This is a genomic window from Streptomyces sp. NPDC100445 (assembly GCF_044759735.1).
GTDB lineage: Bacteria > Actinomycetota > Actinomycetes > Streptomycetales > Streptomycetaceae > Streptomyces.
On sequence record NZ_JBIVZV010000003.1, the window covers coordinates 39,783 to 59,116 of the forward strand.

15 protein-coding genes are annotated in these 19,334 nt (G+C 74.2%); 9 read left to right on the forward strand and 6 right to left on the reverse strand.

From position 1 onward, the window contains the following. Window positions 1-19: 19 nt before the first annotated feature. Entirely contained in the window at window positions 20-496 is a 477-nt protein-coding gene (locus ACIQVT_RS09175; protein ID WP_403749871.1) for a MarR family winged helix-turn-helix transcriptional regulator, read from the forward strand. A 527-nt stretch (window positions 497-1,023) separates the two neighbouring features. Here ACIQVT_RS09175 and ACIQVT_RS09180 read toward each other — a convergent pair. From ACIQVT_RS09180 to ACIQVT_RS09190, 3 genes are all read right to left on the reverse strand, one after another. Then, window positions 1,024-2,370: an MFS transporter gene (locus tag ACIQVT_RS09180; RefSeq protein ID WP_403749873.1), complete on the reverse strand. Its 1,347-nt coding sequence runs from the start codon at window positions 2,368-2,370 to the stop codon at window positions 1,024-1,026. Window positions 2,371-2,518: 148 nt separating this feature from the next. After that, on the reverse strand, window positions 2,519-3,475 hold the full coding sequence (gene meaB, locus ACIQVT_RS09185) for a methylmalonyl Co-A mutase-associated GTPase MeaB (protein ID WP_403749875.1): 957 nt from the start codon (window positions 3,473-3,475) through the stop codon (window positions 2,519-2,521). 52 nt (window positions 3,476-3,527) lie between these two features. Beyond that, window positions 3,528-4,727 (reverse strand): acetyl-CoA C-acetyltransferase, encoded by a 1,200-nt coding sequence (locus ACIQVT_RS09190; protein ID WP_403749877.1) that lies wholly within the window; start codon window positions 4,725-4,727, stop codon window positions 3,528-3,530. A gap of 150 nt (window positions 4,728-4,877) precedes the next feature. Here ACIQVT_RS09190 and mce point away from each other — a divergent pair, with 150 nt between their 5' ends. From mce to ACIQVT_RS09220, 6 genes are all read left to right on the forward strand, one after another. Then, window positions 4,878-5,318, forward strand: a complete 441-nt coding sequence (gene mce / locus ACIQVT_RS09195) for a methylmalonyl-CoA epimerase (protein WP_403749879.1) — start codon at window positions 4,878-4,880, stop codon at window positions 5,316-5,318. 205 nt (window positions 5,319-5,523) lie between these two features. After that, window positions 5,524-9,471: a polarized growth protein Scy gene (gene scy / locus ACIQVT_RS09200; protein ID WP_403749881.1), complete on the forward strand. Its 3,948-nt coding sequence runs from the start codon at window positions 5,524-5,526 to the stop codon at window positions 9,469-9,471. Between the two features lie 183 nt (window positions 9,472-9,654). Beyond that, window positions 9,655-10,590 (forward strand): cellulose-binding protein, encoded by a 936-nt coding sequence (locus tag ACIQVT_RS09205; RefSeq protein WP_361996419.1) that lies wholly within the window; start codon window positions 9,655-9,657, stop codon window positions 10,588-10,590. 185 nt (window positions 10,591-10,775) lie between these two features. Beyond that, window positions 10,776-11,039: a DUF3253 domain-containing protein gene (locus ACIQVT_RS09210; RefSeq protein WP_403749885.1), complete on the forward strand. Its 264-nt coding sequence runs from the start codon at window positions 10,776-10,778 to the stop codon at window positions 11,037-11,039. A 204-nt stretch (window positions 11,040-11,243) separates the two neighbouring features. Beyond that, complete coding sequence (locus ACIQVT_RS09215; protein ID WP_403749887.1) at window positions 11,244-12,551, forward strand: ABC transporter ATP-binding protein; 1,308 nt, start codon at window positions 11,244-11,246, stop codon at window positions 12,549-12,551. Beyond that, window positions 12,548-13,432 (forward strand): ABC transporter permease, encoded by an 885-nt coding sequence (locus ACIQVT_RS09220; protein ID WP_403749889.1) that lies wholly within the window; start codon window positions 12,548-12,550, stop codon window positions 13,430-13,432. The genes ACIQVT_RS09215 and ACIQVT_RS09220 overlap by 4 nt, the downstream gene beginning before the upstream one ends. Before the next feature lie 46 nt (window positions 13,433-13,478). Here ACIQVT_RS09220 and ACIQVT_RS09225 read toward each other — a convergent pair whose 3' ends face one another. Continuing rightward, the gene (locus tag ACIQVT_RS09225; RefSeq protein ID WP_403749891.1) at window positions 13,479-13,811 is read right to left on the reverse strand and encodes an ATP/GTP-binding protein; all 333 of its coding nucleotides are present in this window, start codon (window positions 13,809-13,811) and stop codon (window positions 13,479-13,481) included. A gap of 222 nt (window positions 13,812-14,033) precedes the next feature. Here ACIQVT_RS09225 and ACIQVT_RS09230 point away from each other — a divergent pair, with 222 nt between their 5' ends. Continuing rightward, window positions 14,034-15,062: an LLM class flavin-dependent oxidoreductase gene (locus tag ACIQVT_RS09230; protein ID WP_403750911.1), complete on the forward strand. Its 1,029-nt coding sequence runs from the start codon at window positions 14,034-14,036 to the stop codon at window positions 15,060-15,062. A 111-nt stretch (window positions 15,063-15,173) separates the two neighbouring features. Here the strand turns inward: ACIQVT_RS09230 and ACIQVT_RS09235 are convergent, their stop codons facing one another. Continuing rightward, a complete protein-coding gene (locus tag ACIQVT_RS09235; RefSeq protein ID WP_121786857.1) occupies window positions 15,174-15,566 on the reverse strand; it encodes an SCO5389 family protein in 393 nt (130 codons plus the stop codon). Between the two features lie 276 nt (window positions 15,567-15,842). Between ACIQVT_RS09235 and nucS the strand changes: the two genes are divergently transcribed. Continuing rightward, complete coding sequence (gene nucS / locus ACIQVT_RS09240; protein ID WP_121786858.1) at window positions 15,843-16,514, forward strand: endonuclease NucS; 672 nt, start codon at window positions 15,843-15,845, stop codon at window positions 16,512-16,514. 62 nt (window positions 16,515-16,576) lie between these two features. Here nucS and ACIQVT_RS09245 read toward each other — a convergent pair whose 3' ends face one another. Then, complete coding sequence (locus ACIQVT_RS09245) at window positions 16,577-19,249, reverse strand: ATP-binding protein (RefSeq protein ID WP_403749894.1); 2,673 nt, start codon at window positions 19,247-19,249, stop codon at window positions 16,577-16,579. Window positions 19,250-19,334: the final 85 nt, after the last annotated feature.

Sequence of the window (19,334 nt, forward strand, 5' to 3'; positions counted from 1 at the left end):
TCTTAGGTAGACTTCATTCATGGAGACCGAGACGGCCACGCGCTGGCTGACCGATGCGGAGCAGTGCGCCTGGCGCACCCACCTGGAGGTCAACAGGCTGTTGACGTACCAGCTCGAGAAGGATCTCCAACCGTTCGGCCTGACGATCAACGACTACGAGATCCTGGTCAACCTGTCCGAGTCGGAGGACGTGCGGATGCGGATGAGCGACCTCGCCTCCGCGACCCTCCAGTCCAAGAGCCGGCTCTCGCACCAGATCACGCGGATGGAGAACGCGAACCTGGTGCGGCGGGAGAACTGCGAGTCCGACCGGCGGGGACTCTACGCCGTGCTGACCGAGCACGGCATGGAGACCATGCAGAAGGTCGCACCGCACCACGTGTCGTCCGTACGGCGGCACTTCATCGATCTGCTGCCGCAGGACGCCCTGATCGAACTGGACAAGGCGCTCCGGCCGATCGCCGAGCACCTGAGAGGGCAGCGGGGACGTCCCTGAGCCTCCGGGGAGACCCAGGGACGTGACAGCGGGCGGCGGGGGGTGGGGCGTGCGGCCCGGCCCGGACACGACGCCGCCGCGCCCACCCACCTGCGCCGAATCAGGGCCCGGTGGGCGGGCGGCCGCCCCACTCCCTCGGCACGCGACTCGCACTCGGCGCCGCCGGCCCCACTCCCGCCGGACGCGCCGCCGGCAGCACCGAGCCCGACCGGCCGGTGGGTGCCGGCCGACTCCGCCGTCAGCACCCGGCTCCCTCCGCAGGCGGCCGCTCATCGTCCCGGACGGGCCGACCGACCCTGGCTCCTAGCCCGATCAGGGCCCCGGCTCGGGCTCGGCTCCGGCTCGGGCTCGGCTCCGGCTCGGGCTCCGGCTCCGGCTCGGGTCGGGCCCCGGCTCCGACCCCGGCCTGGGCCAGGCTCCGGCCAGGCGGCTTCCTTAGCACCCGCCGCAGCGGATCCGATCCCACCGGAGCCTCCCCCGGCCTCGTCGGGCCGCGCTCTGGCGCGGCTCGCGGCGGCCGGATCCGGTCACACGGAACCCGGCTCCACCCGGCTCGCGTCCACCGGACTCGCCTTCGCCGAACCCGGCTCCACCCGGACCTCGTCAGCCGGACGCACCATCCCTGAGCCCGGCTCCGCCGGACCCGTACCGGTCCGGGAGCCCGGCGCCGAGGGGTTCGCGTCGGACCGGGTCGCTCTCCTGGTGTGGCCGGCCACGGCTAGGGCGGAGAGCAGGGCGACGCCGCCCGCCAGGGCGAAGCAGACCGCCGAGGACAAGCGGCCGGCCAGCACTCCGGCCACCAGCGCCCCCGCCGAACTCCCGGCGTTCACCCCCATGTTCACCCACGCCCCGGCGCGGGTGCGGGCGCCCTCGGCGGCCGTCTCGTCGGCGAGGAGGTAGGCCGTCGTCAGGGCCGGGGCGACGAACGCGCCCGCGACCACCATGGCCCCGGCGAGCGTCCACAGCCCCGGCGCCAGCCCCGCCGGGACCAGCACCAGACCGAGCCCCGCCGCGAACCGGCAGAGCCGGGCCCGGGTGGAGGCGCGCCAGCGCACCGCCCCGTGGGCCAGACCGCCCAGCGCGCTGCCCGCCGAGAGGGCGCCCAGCACCCAGGGCACGAGGGCGATGTCGTAGGAGCGTTCCGTGGCGAAGGCCATCACCAGCAGTTCCACGGCGCTCAGGGAGAGACCCGTGCCGAGGGCGACAACGACCGGGGGCAGCGCCGCACGGAGACCGCCGCGCTCGGGCCGGCCGGAGCCGGGACGCGGGCCGGGCAGCGCCGGTGACCTGACGAAGACACAGGTGCCCGCCACGTTCAGGACCGCGCTGAGCAGGAGTCCGGCGGCCGGCGGGGTGAAACCCACGAGGACGCCGACCACCGCCGGGCCGGAGACGAAGAGCAGTTCCTCGGCGACCCCGTCGAGGCTGTAGGCCCGCCGCACGAGGTCCCGGTCCTGGACCAGCCGGGACCACAGGGCGCGCATGGTCGGGCCCAGCGGAGGAGCGCAGGCGCCCGCGAGCGCGGCGCACACGGCTATGGGGGCCACCGCTGCGCCGGGCCGCCAGGTGAGGAACGCGAGGACGGACAGCAGGGCGCCGTACAGCGCGGACATGGGCGGCAGGACGCGGCGCGGACCGTGGCGGTCGATCAGCGCGGCCCTCGGCGGCATGAGGAAGACCGTCGTCGCGCCGTACAGGGACAGCACGGCGCCGGAGACGGCGATGGACCCGGTGGCCCGGGTGACGGACAGCAGGGCCGCCAGGCCGACCGTGCCGTAGGACAGGCGGGCGGCCAGGACGGCGGTGAAGGCGTGGCGCGCATGGGGGACGCGCAGGACGGCGGCGTACGAAGGCCGCGAAGGGTGCGTGGACACGCGGACGTTCCTCTGGACGAGGCGGAAGAGGGGACACCGAGGGCGGCGGTGACCGGTGGTTGGTCACCGCGCGACGGGTGCGCTCTACGCCAGGAAGAGGAACGACATGGGGAGCAAGCTAGCAGGACGACGGCCCGGGCGACAGGGATCAGCCCTGTGTCAGGCCCGCGACCAGCTCGTCCGCCGCGCGGTACGGGTCCAGTTCGCCGGTGACGATCCGCTCGGCGAGGCTGCTGAGGCGGCGGTCGCCGTGCAGGTCGCCGATGCGTTCCCGCAGCGCGGTGACGGCGATGGTCTCCACCTCGCGGGCCGCGCGGGCCCGGCGCCGCTCGCCGAGGACACCGTGCTCCTCCATCCACGCCCGGTGCTTCTCCAGGGCCTGGACCACCTCGTCGACGCCCTGGGAGCGAGCCGCGACGGTCTTGACGATCGGCGGGCGCCAGTCGCCGGGGCCGCGGGACTCGCCGAGGCCCAGCATGTGGTTCAGCTCGCGGGCGGTGGCGTCGGCGCCGTCCCGGTCCGCCTTGTTGACGACGTACACGTCGCCGATCTCCAGGATGCCGGCCTTCGCCGCCTGGATGCCGTCGCCCATGCCGGGGGCCAGCAGGACGACGGAGGTGTCCGCCTGGGAGGCGATCTCCACCTCCGACTGGCCCACGCCGACCGTCTCGACCAGGATCACGTCGCAGCCGGCCGCGTCCAGCACCCGGATCGCCTGGGGCGCCGACCAGGCCAGGCCGCCGAGATGGCCGCGGGTGGCCATCGAGCGGATGTAGACGCCGGGGTCGGAGGCGTGCTCCGACATGCGGACCCGGTCGCCGAGCAGCGCGCCGCCCGAGAACGGCGAGGACGGGTCGACGGCGAGGACGCCGACCCGCCTGCCCTGCTTGCGGTAGGCGGTGACGAGCGCGGAGGTGGAGGTCGACTTGCCGACGCCCGGTGAGCCCGTCAGGCCCACCACATAGGCGTTGCCGGTCAGCGGCGCCAGGGCCGCCATGACCTCCCTGAGCTGCGGGGACGCCCCCTCCACCAGCGAGATCAACCGGGCCACGGCCCGTGGCCGGCCCTCTCTCGCCTGGGCGACCAGCGTGGGGACGTCCTGCATCACAGCTCCGTTCACTTCACCGACGTACCGGAACACGGCCCTGCCGGGGCCTTCAGGCCTTCGGCACCCGCACGATCAGCGCGTCGCCCTGACCGCCGCCACCGCACAGCGCCGCCGCGCCGACACCGCCGCCGCGCCGCTTGAGCTCCAGCGCCAAGTGGAGCACGAGACGGGCGCCCGACATGCCGATCGGGTGGCCGAGCGCGATGGCGCCGCCGTTGACGTTCACCTTTTCCGTGGACACGCCGAGGTCCTTCATTGACTGCACGGCGACCGCGGCGAAGGCCTCGTTGATCTCGATGAGGTCGAGGTCGGGGACGTCCAGGCCCTCCTTCTTCAGGGCGTGCCGGATGGCGTTGGACGGCTGGGACTGGAGGGAGTTGTCCGGGCCGGCCACGTTGCCGTGGGCGCCGATCTCGGCGAGCCAGGTGAGGCCCAGTTCCTCGGCCTTGGCCTTGCTCATCACGACCACGGCCGCCGCGCCGTCGGAGATCTGCGAGGCGGAGCCGGCGGTGATGGTGCCGTCCTTGGCGAAGGCGGGCCGCAGCCTGCCCAGGGACTCCGCGGTGGTGTCGCCGCGGATGCCCTCGTCCTTGCTGAACAGCACCGGGTCGCCCTTGCGCTGCGGAATCTCCACCGGTGTGATCTCGGCCTCGTACAGGCCGTTCTTCTGCGCGGCGGCGGCCCGCTGGTGGGACAGGGCGGCGATCTCGTCCTGCTCGGCGCGGCCGATGCCGAGCCGGGTGTTGTGCTTCTCGGTGGACTCGCCCATGGCGATTCCCTCGAAGGAGTCGGTCAGGCCGTCGTGGGCCATCGAGTCGAGCATCTCGACCGCGCCGTACTTGAAGCCCTCGCGGGACTTCGGCAGCAGGTGCGGGGCGTTGGTCATGGACTCCTGGCCGCCGGCGACGACGATGTCGAACTCGCCGGCGCGGATCAGCTGGTCGGCCAGGGCGATCGCGTCGAGGCCGGACAGGCACACCTTGTTGATGGTGAGCGCGGGGACGCTCATCGGGATGCCGGCCTTGACCGCGGCCTGCCGGGCCGGGATCTGGCCCGCGCCGGCCTGGAGCACCTGGCCCATGATCACGTACTGCACCTGGTCGCCGCCGATCCCCGCACGGTCGAGGGCGGCCTTGATCGCGAAGCCGCCCAGGTCGGCTCCGGAGAAGGACTTCAGCGAGCCCAGCAGTCGCCCCATGGGCGTTCGAGCGCCCGCGACGATCACCGAGCTGGTCGTTCCAGAAGACATGAGGTGCGATCCCCTTCCAGCTGACGAGCAGCCGAGGAGTGAACGAGGGTTTACTTCGAATGTACTGAGCCCGCGAGCACGGCGTCACCGGCCTGTCGGTGTGATCGCGCGCACGTTGCGTAACCACCCCGGGAGCGCTGCACTGAAACCATGCTGACGCGAATCGACCACATCGGGATCGCCTGTCACGACCTCGACACGACCGTCGAGTTCTACCGGGCCACGTACGGCTTCGAGGTGTTCCACACCGAGGTCAACGAGGAGCAGGGCGTGCGCGAGGCCATGCTCAGGATCAACGGGACCTCGGACGGCGGCGCCTCCTACCTCCAGCTGCTGGAGCCGACCCGCGAGGACTCCGCGGTCGGCAAGTGGCTCGCCAAGAACGGGGAGGGCGTCCACCACATCGCCTTCGGTACGGCGGATGTCGACGCGGACGCCGCCGACATCCGCGGCAAGGGCGTACGCGTGCTGTACGACGAGCCGCGACGGGGTTCGATGGGGTCGCGGATCACCTTCCTGCACCCCAAGGACTGCCACGGTGTCCTGACAGAACTGGTCACTTCGGCCCCTGTTGAGTCGCCCGAGCACTGACCCCCGTACATAAGGGCCGGTAGGGTTGGGGCGGTCGTCCCCGCACCGGGGGCGACCGCATGCCGGGGTCCGGGTTTCGGGGGACGAGCGTCGGGGCGGCAGCCCGTGCTCCGCCGTTGATCTGACACCATTCCCCGGGGGCCCCGTCCGGCGGATGGACGGAGCTCGTTGCAGAAGCCGACCAGGGGACGGATGGGACCGCGCAGTGCGGGGCTACGAGAGCCAGGAGCGAGAGCCGGCGGCTGACGTCGACCACCTCTCTCGGTTCGAGGCCGAGATGAAGCGGCTGAGGACCGAGCGGGAAAAGGCGATCCAGCACGCCGAGGACCTCGGCTACCAGGTCGAGGTGCTGCGCGCCAAGCTGCACGAGGCGCGCCGCACCCTCATGACCCGGCCCGCCTACGACGCGGGTGACCTCGGCTACCAGGCCGAGCAGTTGCTCCGCAATGCCCAGATGCAGGCCGAGCAGCTGCGCCAGGACGCCGAGCGGGAGCTGAGCCAGGCCCGCGCGCAGACCCAGCGCATCCTCCAGGAGCACGCCGAGCAGGCCGCCCGGCTCCAGGCCGAGCTGCACCAGGAGGCGGTGACCCGGCGCCAGCAGCTCGACCAGGAACTGGCCGAACGCAGGGCCACCGTCGAGTCGCACGTCAACGAGAACGTGGCCTGGGCCGAGCAGTTGCGGGCCCGGACCGAGGCCCAGGCCCGCCGGCTCCTCGACGAGTCCCGCGCCGAGGCGGAGCAGGCCATGGCGACCGCCCGCGCGGAGGCCGAACGGCTGACCCGGGAGGCCCGGGAGCGGCTCCGGGACGACGCGGAGAGTGCCCGCGCGGAGGCCGAGCAGATCCTGCGCCGCGCCCGCGCGGACGCCGAGCGGCTGCTGAACGCCGCCTCCACCCAGGCCCAGGAGGCCACCGACCACGCCGAGCAGCTGCGCACCGCCACGGTCACCGAGTCGGACAGCGCCCGCCGGCAGGCCGCCGAGCTGAGCCGGGCCGCCGAGGAGCGGATGGCGACGGCCGAGGAGGCGCTGCGCAAGGCGCAGACCGAGGCCGACAAGGTGGTCACGGAGGCGAAGGAGGCCGCCGCCAAGGCCCTCGCGAGCGCCGAGGCCGCCAACGAGACGCGGACGCGCACCGCGAAGGAGCAGGTCGCCCGGCTGGTCGAGGAGGCCACCAAGGAGGCCGAGTCCACCCGGTCCGAGGCCGAACAGCTGGTCGCCGACGCGCGCGCCGAGGCGGAGAAGCTGGTCACCGAGGCCGCCGAGAAGGCCCGCTCGATCACCGCCGAGGAGACCGCCACCCAGCTGTCCAAGGCGGCCAGGACCGCCGAGGACGTGCTGAACAAGGCTTCCGAGGACGCCCGGCGGACCACCCGGGCCGCCGCCGAGGAGGCCGAGCGGATCCGCGGCGAGGCCGAGGCCGAGGCGGACCGCCTGCGCGCCGAGGCGCACGACATCGCCGAGCAGCTCAAGGGCGCGGCGAAGGACGACACCAAGGAGTACCGCGCCAAGACGGTCGAGCTCCAGGAGGAGGCCCGCCGGCTGCGCGGCGAGGCCGAGCAGCTGCGCGCCGACGCGGTCACCGAGGGCGAGTCGATCCGCGCCGAGGCGCGCCGCGAGGCCGTCACGCAGATCGAGGAGGCGGCCAGGACCGCCGAGGAACTGCTGGCCAAGGCCAAGGCGGACGCCGACGAGCTGCGCCGGTCGGCGACCGCCGACAGCGAGAAGGTCCGCACCGAGGCCATCGAGCGCGCCACGGCGCTGCGCCGGCAGGCCGAGGAAACGCTGGAGCGGGCCCGCGCGGAGGCCGAGCGGCTGCGCGCCGAGGCCGCCGAGCGGGCCGAGACGGTCGGCGCGGACGCCGAGAAGGCCGCCCGCGAGCTGCGCGAGGAGACCGAGAAGGCCCTGGAGGCCCGCCGTACCGAGGCCGCCGAGGAGCTGGGCCGTCTCCAGTCGGAGGCGCAGGAGCGGCTGGCGTCGGCCGAGAAGGCGCTGGCCGACGCGCGCGAGGAGGCCGCCCGGATCCGCCGGGAGGCCGCCGAGGAGGCCGAGCGGCTGCGCGCGGAGTCCGCCGAGCGGATCCGTACGCTCCAGCAGCAGGCCGAGACCGAGGCGGACCGGCTGCGCGACGAGGCCGCGTCCGACGCGTCCGCCTCCCGCGCCGAGGGCGAGGCCATCGCCGTACGGCTGCGCTCGGAGGCCGCCGCCGAGGCCGAGCGGCTGAAGGTGGAGGCCCAGGACAGCGCCGACCGGGTGCGCGCGGAGGCGCAGGCCGCCGCCGAGCGGCTCGGCACCGAGGCGTCCGAGACGCTGGCCGCCGCGCAGGAGGAGGCCGCCCGGCGCCGCCGCGAGGCCGAGGAACTGCTCGGCGCGGCCCGCGAGGAGGCCGGGCAGGAGCGGCAGCGGGCCCGCGAGCAGAGCGAGGAGCTGCTGGCGTCCGCGCGCACCCGGGTCGAGGAGGCCCAGGCGGAGGCGACCCGGCTGGTCGAGGAGGCCGACCGGCGCGCCACCGAGATGGTCGCCGCGGCCGAACAGCACGCGCAGCAGGTGCGGGACTCCGTCGCCGGGCTGCACGAGCAGGCGCAGGAGGAGATCGCCGGGCTGCGTTCGGCCGCCGAGCACGCGGCGGACCGCGCGAAGCGGGAGGCCGAGGAGGAGGCGGACCGGGTCCGCGCCGACGCCTACGCCGAGCGGGAGCGGGCCGGCGAGGACGCCTCCCGGGTGCGGCGCGAGGCGCACGAGGAGACGGAGGCCGCGAAGGCACTGGCCGAGCGGACCGTCGCGGAGGCGATCACCGAGGCCGAGCGGCTGCGCTCGGACGCCGGCGAGTACGCCCAGCGGGTGCGTACCGAGGCCTCCGACGCGCTGGCCGAGGCCGATCAGGCGGCGTCCCGCACCCGGGCGGACGCCCGCGAGGACGCCAACCGCATCCGTTCGGACGCGGCGACCCAGGCGGACACGCTGATCACCGAGGTCCGCGCCGAGGCCGAGCGGCTCCAGACCGAGACGGCCGCCGAGGCCGACCGGGTGCGCACCGAGGCGCTGACCGAGGCGGACCGGCTCCGGACGGAGACGGCCGCCGAGGCGGAGCGGGTGCGGGCCGAGGCGCTCGCCGAGGCCGACCGGGTCCGGTCGGAGGCCGTCGCGGGCGCCGAGCAGCTCATCGGGGACGCCACCGGCGACGCCGAGCGGCTGCGGGCCGAGGCCGCCGAGACCGTGGGTTCCGCGCAGGCGCACGCCGAGCGCGTGCGGGCGGAGGCCGAGCGGCTCAGGACGGACGCGGAGACCGAGGCCGAACGGCTCGTCAACTCCGCGCGCGAGGAGGCCGAGCGGACGCTGGACGAGGCGCGCAAGGAGGCCAACAAGCGGCGTTCGGAGGCGGCGGAGCAGGTCGACACGCTCATCACGGAGACCACGGCCGAGGCCGACAAGCTGCTCGCCGAGGCGCGGCAGCAGGCGCTGAAGGCCACCGCGGACGCCGAGTCGCAGGCCGACACGATGGTCGGCGCGGCCCGCAGCGAGGCGGAGCGGATCGTCTCCGCGGCGACCGTCGAGGGCAACTCGCTGGTGGAGAAGGCCCGTACGGACGCGGACGAGCTGCTGGTCGGCGCCCGCCGGGACGCCACCGCCACGAGGGAGCGCGCGGAGGAGCTGCGCGACCGCGTCACCACCGAGATCGAGGAGCTGCACGAGCGGGCCCGGCGTGAGGCCGCCGAGACGATGAAGTCGACCGGCGACCGCTGCGACGCGCTCATCAAGGCCGCCGAGGAGCAGCTGGCGAAGGCCGAGGCGAAGGCCAAGGAGCTGGTGTCGGAGGCCGACTCGGAGGCGGGCAAGGTGCGTATCGCCGCCGTCCGCAAGGCCGAGGGGCTGCTCAAGGAGGCCGAGCAGAAGAAGGCCCGCCTCGTCAAGGAGGCCGAGGAGCTGAAGGCGGAGGCGATCCGCGAGGCCCGGCGCACGGTCGAGGAGGGAAAGCGCGAACTGGAGGTCCTGGTGCGTCGGCGCGAGGACATCAACACCGAGATCTCCCGCGTCCAGGACGTGCTGGAGGCGCTGGAGTCGTTCGAGGCGCCGGTGGCCGGCAAGGACGGCGGAGTCAAGGCGGGCGCCACCGTGGGTGCCCCCCGATCGGGTGGCAAGTCGTCGGACAGCTAGCGGGAAGGGTGGATTCCGGTGTGTTCCAAGGGCTTTGCCCGGGTCCTGGGTGGACCGTGCGCCGGTCGGCCATCCGAAAGTGGCGCCATTCTCCAGATCAAAACCGTATCCGCTCGATGACACACCGCTTCGGCCCCTAGGATTCCCCTTATCACCTCACCGGTCCCATTCGACAGGAACCCCATGAGCGACACTTCCCCCTACGGCTTCGAGCTTGTGCGGCGTGGGTACGACCGCGCTCAGGTGGACGAACGTATCTCCAAGCTCGTCTCCGACCGTGACAGCGCTCTCTCCCGCATCACCGCCCTGGAGAAGCGCATCGAGGAACTCCACCTCGAGACGCAGAACGCCCAGGCCCAGGTCAGCGACGCCGAGCCGTCGTACGCGGGTCTCGGCGCGCGGGTCGAGAAGATCCTGCGCCTGGCCGAGGAAGAGGCCAAGGAGCTGCGTGAGGAGGCCCGGCGGGCGGCCGAGCAGCACCGCGACCTCGCCGAGTCGGCGGCCCAGCAGGTCCGCAACGACGCCGAGTCCTACGCCTCCGAGCGCAAGGCCAAGGCCGAGGACGAGGGCGTCCGGATCGTCGAGAAGGCCAAGTCCGAAGCGTCCCAGCTGCGTTCCGACGCGCAGAAGGACGCTCAGTCCAAGCGGGAGGAGGCGGACGCCCTCTTCGAGGAGACCCGCGCCAAGGCCGCGCAGGCCGCCGCCGACTTCGAGACGAACCTGGCCAAGCGGCGCGAGCAGTCCGAGCGCGACCTGGCCTCCCGTCAGCAGAAGGCCGAGAAGCGCCTCGCCGAGATCGAGCACCGCGCCGAGCAGCTCCGCCTGGAGGCGGAGAAGCTGCGCACCGACGCCGAGCGCCGCGCCCGCCAGACGGTGGAGACGGCCCAGCGCCAGGCCGAGGACATCGTGGCCGACGCCAACGCCAAGGCCGACCGCATCCGGTCCGAGTCCGAGCGGGAGCTGGCGGCGCTCACCAACCGCCGCGACAGCATCAACGCCCAGCTGACGAACGTGCGCGAGATGCTCGCCACGCTGACCGGTGCCGCGGTGGCCGCGGCCGGCACGTCGACCGACGACGAGCCGGTCTCCCGGGGTGTGCCGGCGCAGCAGTCCCGCTGATCCCGGGCGGCCGTACGGCCCGGTGAGACCGCGAGGGGCGGTGGGATCCCATCCCACCGCCCCTCTCGCGCGCTCCCACGACGACGACCCGCGCCTAGCCTGGAACGGTGGGCCCGCCCTCGCCCCCCGGGTGGAGCCCCGTAGGGGGTGCCCGGGCGGGGTGGCACGGGAAGGCGGTGGTGTGGGTGACGGGTGAGCGGGAGCTGGAGCTGGAGGAGGCGATCCTCGGGCTGCTCGACCGGAGGGCCGCGGGGGCGTCGGTGTGCCCCTCGGACGTGGCCCGCGCCGTGTACCCGGGTGCGGACGAGGGCTGGCGGGAGCTGATGGAGCCCGTCCGCCGAGCCGCGGCCCGGCTCGCCGCCCGGGGCCAGGTGGAGGTCACCCAGCGCGGCCGCCCCGTCGACCCGGCCCGCGCCCGCGGCCCCGTCCGGATCCGCCGCCCGGCCTGACCCGTCCGGCGCGCCCCTTCCGGCCCGACCCGTCCGACCCGACCCACCGCCCGGCCCGCCGGGACGCCCGGTGCGCCCGCGGGCACCCCGGGTGACGTCCGGGCTTTACCCGGTCTTGAGCGGAACCGTCAGCGCCCCGATATCCTCCTAACCCTTACGGGGGCGTGTGCCCCGCTGTCCTGAACCTTTCGATGGGTGCGGAGCATGATCGAGGCTGTCGGCCTGACCAAGCGCTACGGCGACAAGACCGCCGTGCACAACCTTTCCTTCCAGGTGCGGCCCGGCGCCGTCACCGGCTTCCTCGGCCCGAACGGCTCGGGCAAGTCCACGACGATGCGGATGATCCTCGGCCTGGACAACCCCACCTCCGGCTCGGTCACGATCGGCGGCTACCCCTACCGCAGGCTGCCCAACGCTCCCCGCCAGGTCGGCGCGCTGCTCGACGCCAAGGCCGTGCACGGGGGCCGCACCGCCCGCAACCACCTGCTGAGCCTCGCCCAGCTGTCGGGCATCCCGGCCCGCCGGGTGGACGAGGTGCTCGGGGTCGTCGGCCTCCAGGACGTGGCGAGGCGGCGCTCCAAGGGCTTCTCGCTCGGCATGGGCCAGCGCCTCGGCATCGCCGCCGCCCTCCTCGGCGACCCGCAGGTGCTGCTCTTCGACGAGCCGATCAACGGCCTCGACCCCGAGGGCATCCTCTGGGTGCGCAACCTGATGAAGGCGCTCGCGGCGGAGGGCCGTACGGTCTTCGTCTCCTCCCACCTGATGAGCGAGATGGCGGTGACCGCCGACCACCTCGTCGTGATCGGGCGCGGACAGCTGCTCGCCGACATGAGCGTGCGGGACTTCATCTCCGCCAACTCCGCGGACTTCGCGCGCGTGCGCACCCCCGACGCGGATCCGCAGTTGCGCGAGAAGCTGACCTCCGCGCTCACCGAGGCGGGCGGGCACGTCCTGCCCGAGCAGGACGGCGCGCTGCGGGTCACCGGGCTGCCGCTGCCGCGCATCAGCGACCTGGCGCACGAGACGGACGTACGGCTGTGGGAGTTGTCCCCGCACCAGGCCTCGCTGGAGGAGGCGTACATGCGGATGACGCAGGGCGCCGTGGACTACCGCTCGACGATCGACCAGAAGGCGGGCCTCCAGCAGCCGCTGCCGCCCGGCGCGCAGCCGCCCATGCCGGTCCCCGGCCAGGGCCAGCCCGGCTGGTACGCCCCGCCGCCGCCCCAGCAGGGCGGCCGGCCGTTCGCGCAGGCACCGTACGACGGTGCGCCGGGCGCGGGCGCCGCCAACCCGTACGCCCAGCCGGCCGCCCCGGCCCAGCCCGCCCAGGGCCCGGCCCAGCCCGCCGAGGCCCCCGCACAGTCCGCTCAAGCCCCCGCCCAGCCGGCCCAGGCCCCGGCCGGTCCCGCCGCGCCGCAGCCGGCCCCCGCCGCCGGACCGGCCCCCGCAGCCGACACCGCGCCGGCCGCCTCCGCCACCGCCGACCCGACCCAGCCCGAGGACGCCCGATGACCACCCCCCAGCCCCCGATGCCACAGGCCCCCGCAGCCGTGCCCCACTGGCAGGCGGCGCCCGGCGGGCAGTATCCCGGCTACACCTCGCCCATCCCGGTCGTGCGCACGCACCTCGGGCACGCGCTGGCCTCCGAGTGGACGAAGATCCGGTCGGTGCGGTCGACGATGTGGACGCTGGGCGTCTTCCTGCTGCTCGTCCTCGGTATCGGTCTGCTGGCCGGCGCCCTGGTGAAGTCCCACTCGGACACCTCGTCGCTGTCCGGGGAGAACCCGCTGTCCTTCGGTTTCTTCGGCCTGCTCCTCGGCAGCATCTGCATCATCACGCTCGGCGTGCTGACCACGGCGTCCGAGTACGGCACCGGCATGATCCGGACGACGATGACCGCGTGCCCCAGCCGGGCCCGGGTGCTCGCCGCGAAGTCGATCGTGTTCTTCGCCGTCGCGTTCGTGATCACCCTGGTCTCGTCCGGCTTCGTGGCCATGGTCCAGGTGTCCATGCTGGCGGACACCGGCGCCCGGTCCCCCTCGGGCGGCGACTGGTTCAAGGCCACGGTCGGTGTCAGCCTCTACATCGCGCTGCTGGGGCTGATCTCGCTGCTCGTCGGCTCGATCATCCGGCACTCCGCGGGTGCCGTCACCCTCATGATCGGTCTGCTGCTGGCGCCGCTGGTGCTCGCGCTGTTCATGGCGACGGAATCGCTCAACAAGGTGCGGGAGTGGCTCTTCGAGTACTCGATCCCGAACCAGCTGAGCGTCTTCTACGCCAACTCCCTGAGCGAGTCCGGCCCCTCCGGCTGGGACCCTCTGTGGATCATGATGGGCCTGTCGGCGGTGGCGTACGCGGGCGCGTACGCGCTGCTGCGGAGCCGGGACGTGTGACACCCCCCGGACCGGGGTCCAAGGTCCTGTCTTTGTCAGACAGGGCCTAGAACCTCGGCGCGTTACGGGACCGCTGCACCCGCGTGGTGCGGCGGTCCTTCGCGTTCCAGCAGGCCCGGTGCCAGTGCCGGCGGTCGTCCACGCCCGAGTGCTCCGGCCAGGCGACCACGTGCGGCACCGCGGAGGGGATCAGCTGGTCGCAGCCCGGGCAGCGGTACGTCTTGCCCTGCGAGCTGGCCCCGGCGACGTGCCGCACGCTCCACTCCTCGCCCTGCCAGCTCTCGGTGGACTGCCAGCCGCCGTACCGGCCGGAGCGGTCGTCCTCGGCGCTGCGGCCCGGTGATCCGGCTGCGTTCGGTCGGTTGCGACGCGGGGACACGGGACACCTCTCGGGGCTGTACAGGAAGCACGGGGCGCCTCCAGCCTACGCGTCGCCGGACCGGGTACGCGTACGGAACCAACCCGCACAAGTCCCCCTCCACGAACCCCCATTCTCAAGACAATCCGCAAATCTCTCCGCCATGCCGTGTCCTGCGCACGTGTCAGACGGTTATGCCGAGCGGGGGAGCTCCGGGTCGGAGCCGAGGAAGCAGGGATGGCGATGCGCGTAGGAAGTTTTGTGCTGGCGGCCCAGTTCCCGGGCCAGGGTCCCGGCGAGGCCCTGCACCGGGCGGTCCGCTCGGCGGAGGTCGCCGAGCAGTCCGGGCTCGACGCGGTCTGGCTGGCCGAGCACCACTTCGTGCCCTACGGCACGTGCCCGTCCGCCGTCACCCTGGCCGCGCTGCTGCTCGGCCGCACCCGCCGCGTCCAGGTCGGTACGGCGGTCAGCGTACTGCCCACCGTCCACCCCGTCGCCCTCGGCGAACAGGCGGCACTGTTGCACGTGACGAGCGGCGGACGGTTCACGCTCGGCGTCGGCCGCGGTGGCCCCTGGGTGGACCTGGAGGTCTTCGGCACGGGTCTGGCGGCGTACGAACGCGGGTTCCCGGAATCGCTCGACCTGCTGCTGCGCTGGCTGGGCGAGCCGTCGGTGGGGGCCTCGGGGACGCGGTTCTCCTTCCGCGAGGTGCCCGTCGTCCCCCGCCCGTCCGAGGCGCTGACGGACACTCCGGGCCCCGAGGTCGTCCTCGCCTGCACCTCCCCGGCGAGCGTACGGCTGGCCGCCGAACGCGGGCTGCCGATGCTCCTCGGCATGCACGTCGGCGACGAGGAGAAGGCCGAGATGGTCGCCCTGTGGCGGCGCTGCGCCCGCGCGGCCGGCCGGCCCGGCGAGGAGATCGCGGGCGCCGCCCATGTGTCGGCCGGCGTCTGCCAGCTCGCCGACCGGCGCACGGACGCGGTGGAGACCCTGACGAAGGCGATGCCGGGCTGGCTGAGGCAGGGCCTCCAGGCGCACGTGACGGTGGACGGACGGGTGCGCGGGATGCGCGACCCGCACGCCTACACCGAGCTGCTCTGCGGACTGCACCCGGTCGGCACCCCCCGGCTAGCCGCCGACCGGCTCGCGGCCACCGCGGAACGCACCGGCATCTCCCGCTTCGCCCTCCTCATGGAGGGTTCCGGCGACCTCGCCGCCACGGAGGAGAACCTGCGGCGCCTCGGCGCCGAGGTACTGCCCCAGGTGCGCTGAGCCGCATCGCGCACGCGGGCCGGGGGCTTGCCGCCCCGGTACGGAAAGGTGCTCCCGCGGGTGGAGCGGCAAGCGGACGGCTCGCCGCCGCGGCCGTACCGAAGGCGTGCGTCAGCAGTCCCGGAACTCCGGCGACTGGTTCAGCAACTGGCTGCGCACCGAGGTGAAGCGGGCCAACGTCTCGTCCACCGAGGCGTCCAGCGGGAACACCGCCACCCGGTGGCAGTTCTGGAAGGCCAGCCGCACACCGAAGTGCCGCTGGAGCGCGCCGCGTATGGCGTCGCTCGCGAGCGCACGCAGCAGCTGACCGCGTGCCCGCTCGTCCGGCGGGGGCGTCTGGTTGTCGGCAAAGGAGCCGCCGTCCACCTTCAGCTGGGCCACCAGGGAGCTGATCATCTCCCATGCGTAGGGCAGGGAGGTCCGGACGCAGTCGACGAATGCAGCTTCGTCGACCTCGCCTCGCTCGGCCTGTTCGAGTAGGGCCGGTGAGACGTCGAGCGACATGGGTTCTCCTCTCGCACCCCCGAAGAGCAGGGGTTGCCGGACAGGTAAGGGAGTCCGCGATACGGAACACGCTCAGTACATGCGTCGCGACCTCCCGTTCCCTACGGTAGGCAACGGTCGGTGACCACACCAGCAGAATGCGTATATGGAACGGTCGGGTTGTGCCCACAATCGGCCAGGGATGAACAAGAGTTTCCAGGGACAAACGGGACGTTCCACAGGGAGCGGGGCGGGTGGATCGCGAGCACCCGCGGCCGTCGAGTAGCGTTGCCGACCATGCGTCTCGTCATTGCCCGATGCTCGGTCGACTACGCCGGCCGGCTCACCGCCCATCTGCCCTCGGCGCCCCGACTGATCCTGGTCAAGGCGGACGGCAGCGTCTCCATCCACGCCGACGACCGGGCCTACAAGCCGCTCAACTGGATGTCGCCGCCCTGCGCCCTGAAGGAGGGCAAGGGAGAGGACGAGGGCGTGTGGACCGTCGTCAACAAGGCGGGCGAGAAACTGATCATCACGATGGAGGAGATCCTCCACGACTCCTCGCACGAACTCGGCGTGGACCCGGGGCTGATCAAGGACGGCGTGGAAGCGCACCTCCAGGAGCTGCTCGCCGACCGCATCGAGACGCTCGGCGAGGGCTACTCGCTCATCCGCCGTGAGTACATGACCGCGATCGGCCCGGTGGACATCCTCTGCCGGGACGCCGACGGGCAGACCGTCGCCGTCGAGATCAAGCGGCGGGGCGAGATCGACGGCGTGGAGCAACTCACGCGCTACCTGGAGCTGTTGAACCGCGACCCGCACCTCGCGCCGGTCCGCGGCGTCTTCGCCGCCCAGGAGATCAAGCCCCAGGCCCGCGTCCTCGCCACCGACCGCGGCATCAACTGCCAGATCCTGGACTACAACGCCCTGCGCGGCATCGAGGACGACAAGCTCCGCCTCTTCTGACAAGCTCCGCCTCTTCTGATCCGCCGCCGGCCGGCCCCCTCGGGTCGGCCGCCGCGCCGGCGTCAGATCACGGCGCCGGCCGTCCCCGGCGCGCTCTGCGACGCCGACGCGCTGCTCGACGTCCCGCCGGTGGAGCCGCTCGTGGTGTCCCCGCCCGCGTCACCGCCCGTCGTGCCGCCCCCCGTGGTGCCGCCGCCGGTCCCGCCGCCGCCCGTGGTGCCGCCGCCCGCGCCGCCCGTCGTACCGGTGGAGCCGCCGGTCCCGCCCGCGCCGCCCGTGCTCGTGGAGCCGCCCGTGGGGGTGCCCCCCGTCGAGGTGCCGCCCGTGGGGCCGGAGGAGCCGGTGCTGCCGCCGGTGCCGCCGGTGCCGCCCGTCGTACCGCCCGACGGGCTGCCGCTGGTGCCTCCGGTCGTGCCCCCTGTCGTTCCACCTCCCGTGGTCCCGCCGGAGGAGGGGGCGCTCGATCCTCCCGGCCGGGGCGACCTGGACGAACTGCCGGAGGGCTTGGCGGAGCCGGACGGGTCGGCGCTCTCCGACGGCCGGGGGGTGTCGGCCGACGGCGCGGGGTCGTCCGCCGTGCCGTACGTGCCGTCGGGCCCCGGTGCCGTGGCCCGGCCGCCGGCCGAGCCGGTGCCGCCGGTGCCCCCGTTCCCGTCGCTGTCCACGGGGTCCGCGACGACTCCGCCGTCGTCGGCGCCCTGGCTGGCGGACGGGTTGGCGCCGCCCTTGCCCGCCGGGTCGCGCCCGGTGTCGCCGGGGGACGTCATGCCGAGCGTGACGACCGTGCCGAGCACGGCGGCGAGGAGCGCGCCGGAGCCGGCCGCGACCATGTTCCGGCGGGCCACCCGCCTGAGACCGCCGCCGCGCCGCGCCGGCGCGGGCGTGTGCGCGGCCGCGGGGCGCTCCAGCCGCTGGGTCGCCTGGGCGGCACTCGCGGCACCGACGGCACCCAGCGCGCCCAGCGCGCCCAGCGGCGGCCAGGGCTGGTCCCTGGGCGCCGTCTCCTCGGGCTCCGGCAGCGGCGGCCCGGGCACGTCGCCCGTGCGGTCGGCGAGCAGTGCCAGCGCGCGGCGGCCGGCGACCGCGCCGCGCTTGTCGGCGAGGGCGCCGCGCAGTCCGCCGGCCGCCTCCAGTTCGGCGCGGGCCCGGTCGAACTGTCCGGTGCAGAGCGCGAGGATGCCCAGTTCGTGGTGGAAATAGGCTTGTTCGGACACCTCGCCGGCCATCCGGGAAGCCTCCGCGCCGGACCGCAGGGCACGTTCCCAGGCGCTCCAGTGGAGGCCGGCGGCGAAGGCCGGCGCGGCGGTGCGGGCGAGCCGTACGGCGGTGCTCTCCTCCTCCTCGGCGGGCGGGGAGGTCTGGGGTACGACGGCGGCGAGCGCGGCCAGCACCGCGTCGGCCTCCGCGCACACCCGCTCCGGGGTGACCGAGGGGTGCCCGGCCCACCAGGAGTAGTGCTGGGCGGCGGTGACGGCGCGCTCTGCGGCGTCGTCACCGTACCCGGCGGCCTCCAGCTGGGTGAGCACGCCGGCCGCGAGGCGATAGCGGGGGCCGGCCGGGGAGACCAGCCCGCAGGCGACCAGTTCGCCGAGGGCGGCGTCCGCGTGGGTGTCGCCGACCAGGGCGGGCAGGTGCGCCTGGTGCGGTACCTCGCCGCCGAGCGCGACAGCGAAGCGGAGGGCGGCGCGGGCGCAGGCGCCGAGCCGGGAGGCGAGCAGCGGGGCGGGGGCGGCGGCCTCACCGAGGGAGGGCAGGGGTATGTGCTCCTGCTCCGCGTCATGCGGCGGGTCGGCCGTGGTCCGTACGTCCTCGAAGACGCCGTACTCGTCGACCGCCCCGGTGCCGGCCCGCAGCAGGTCGCGCCGGCGCAGCAGGGCACCCGCCTGGACGAAGCGCAGGGGCAGCCCCTCGGACTCGAACCACAGGTCGCCGGCCCAGTTGGCCTCCTCCTCGGTGAGGACCCGGCCGACGGTGCGCTCCAGGATCTCCACCCCGCCGGCGCGGTCGAGGCCGGTGAGGAAGACCTCCTCGACGTCCGACTCGGCGGAGGGCGCGGGTACGTCCGGGGTGGCGCCGAACAGGAACGCGCACTCGGGGGTGGCGTCGAGGAGTTCGTCGAGGGCGGCGCCGCCGAACTGGAGGTCGTCCAGGACGACGACCGCGCCGATCTCCCCGACGAGGGTGAGCAGTTCGTCCCGGTCGGGGCGGTGGCGGGGGGCGTGGTGGACGACGTGGAACAGGTTCTGGAGGAGGTCGCCGGCCGTGCGGTGGTGGCCATTGAGGCGCACGACGCCGTCGGGGGCGAGGTCCCGGCAGTCCTCGGCGACCAGGTCGAGCAGGGCGGTCCGGCCGGAGCCGGCCGGGCCGGTGAGGCGGACGGAGCGGCCGCGGGCCAGGAGGCGGACCAGGCGTTCGCGTTCGTCCTGGCGTTCCAGCAAGGAGAGGGCCGGCTCGGTGGGGCCGGAGGGGGCCGGCGGCCGGGCGGCGCGGTCGGCCTCGGCACGCTCGTCGGCGGTGCGCTTGCGGGGCGTGCCGGGCCGGTCGGCCGGCGGGACGGGTTCTATCTCGCTGCCGTCGACCGGATTGACGGTCAGCTGGAGGTCGCCGGTGAGGACTTGGTGCATCCGGGCCGGTACGGGCGCGCCCGGGGCGAAGTCGGCGGTGAGGGTCTCCCGGGGCGGGCGGCGGATGTGCGCCGGTCCGTGCTCCTCGGGTGCGGGGTTCGTCGGGTTCATGGGTTCAAGCCCCCCAAAAGCGTCGTGCACGTGTCCGGCCCTCCCGGCCTTGTCGCACACCGCGCTGTCGCTTCTGGTCCGGGCC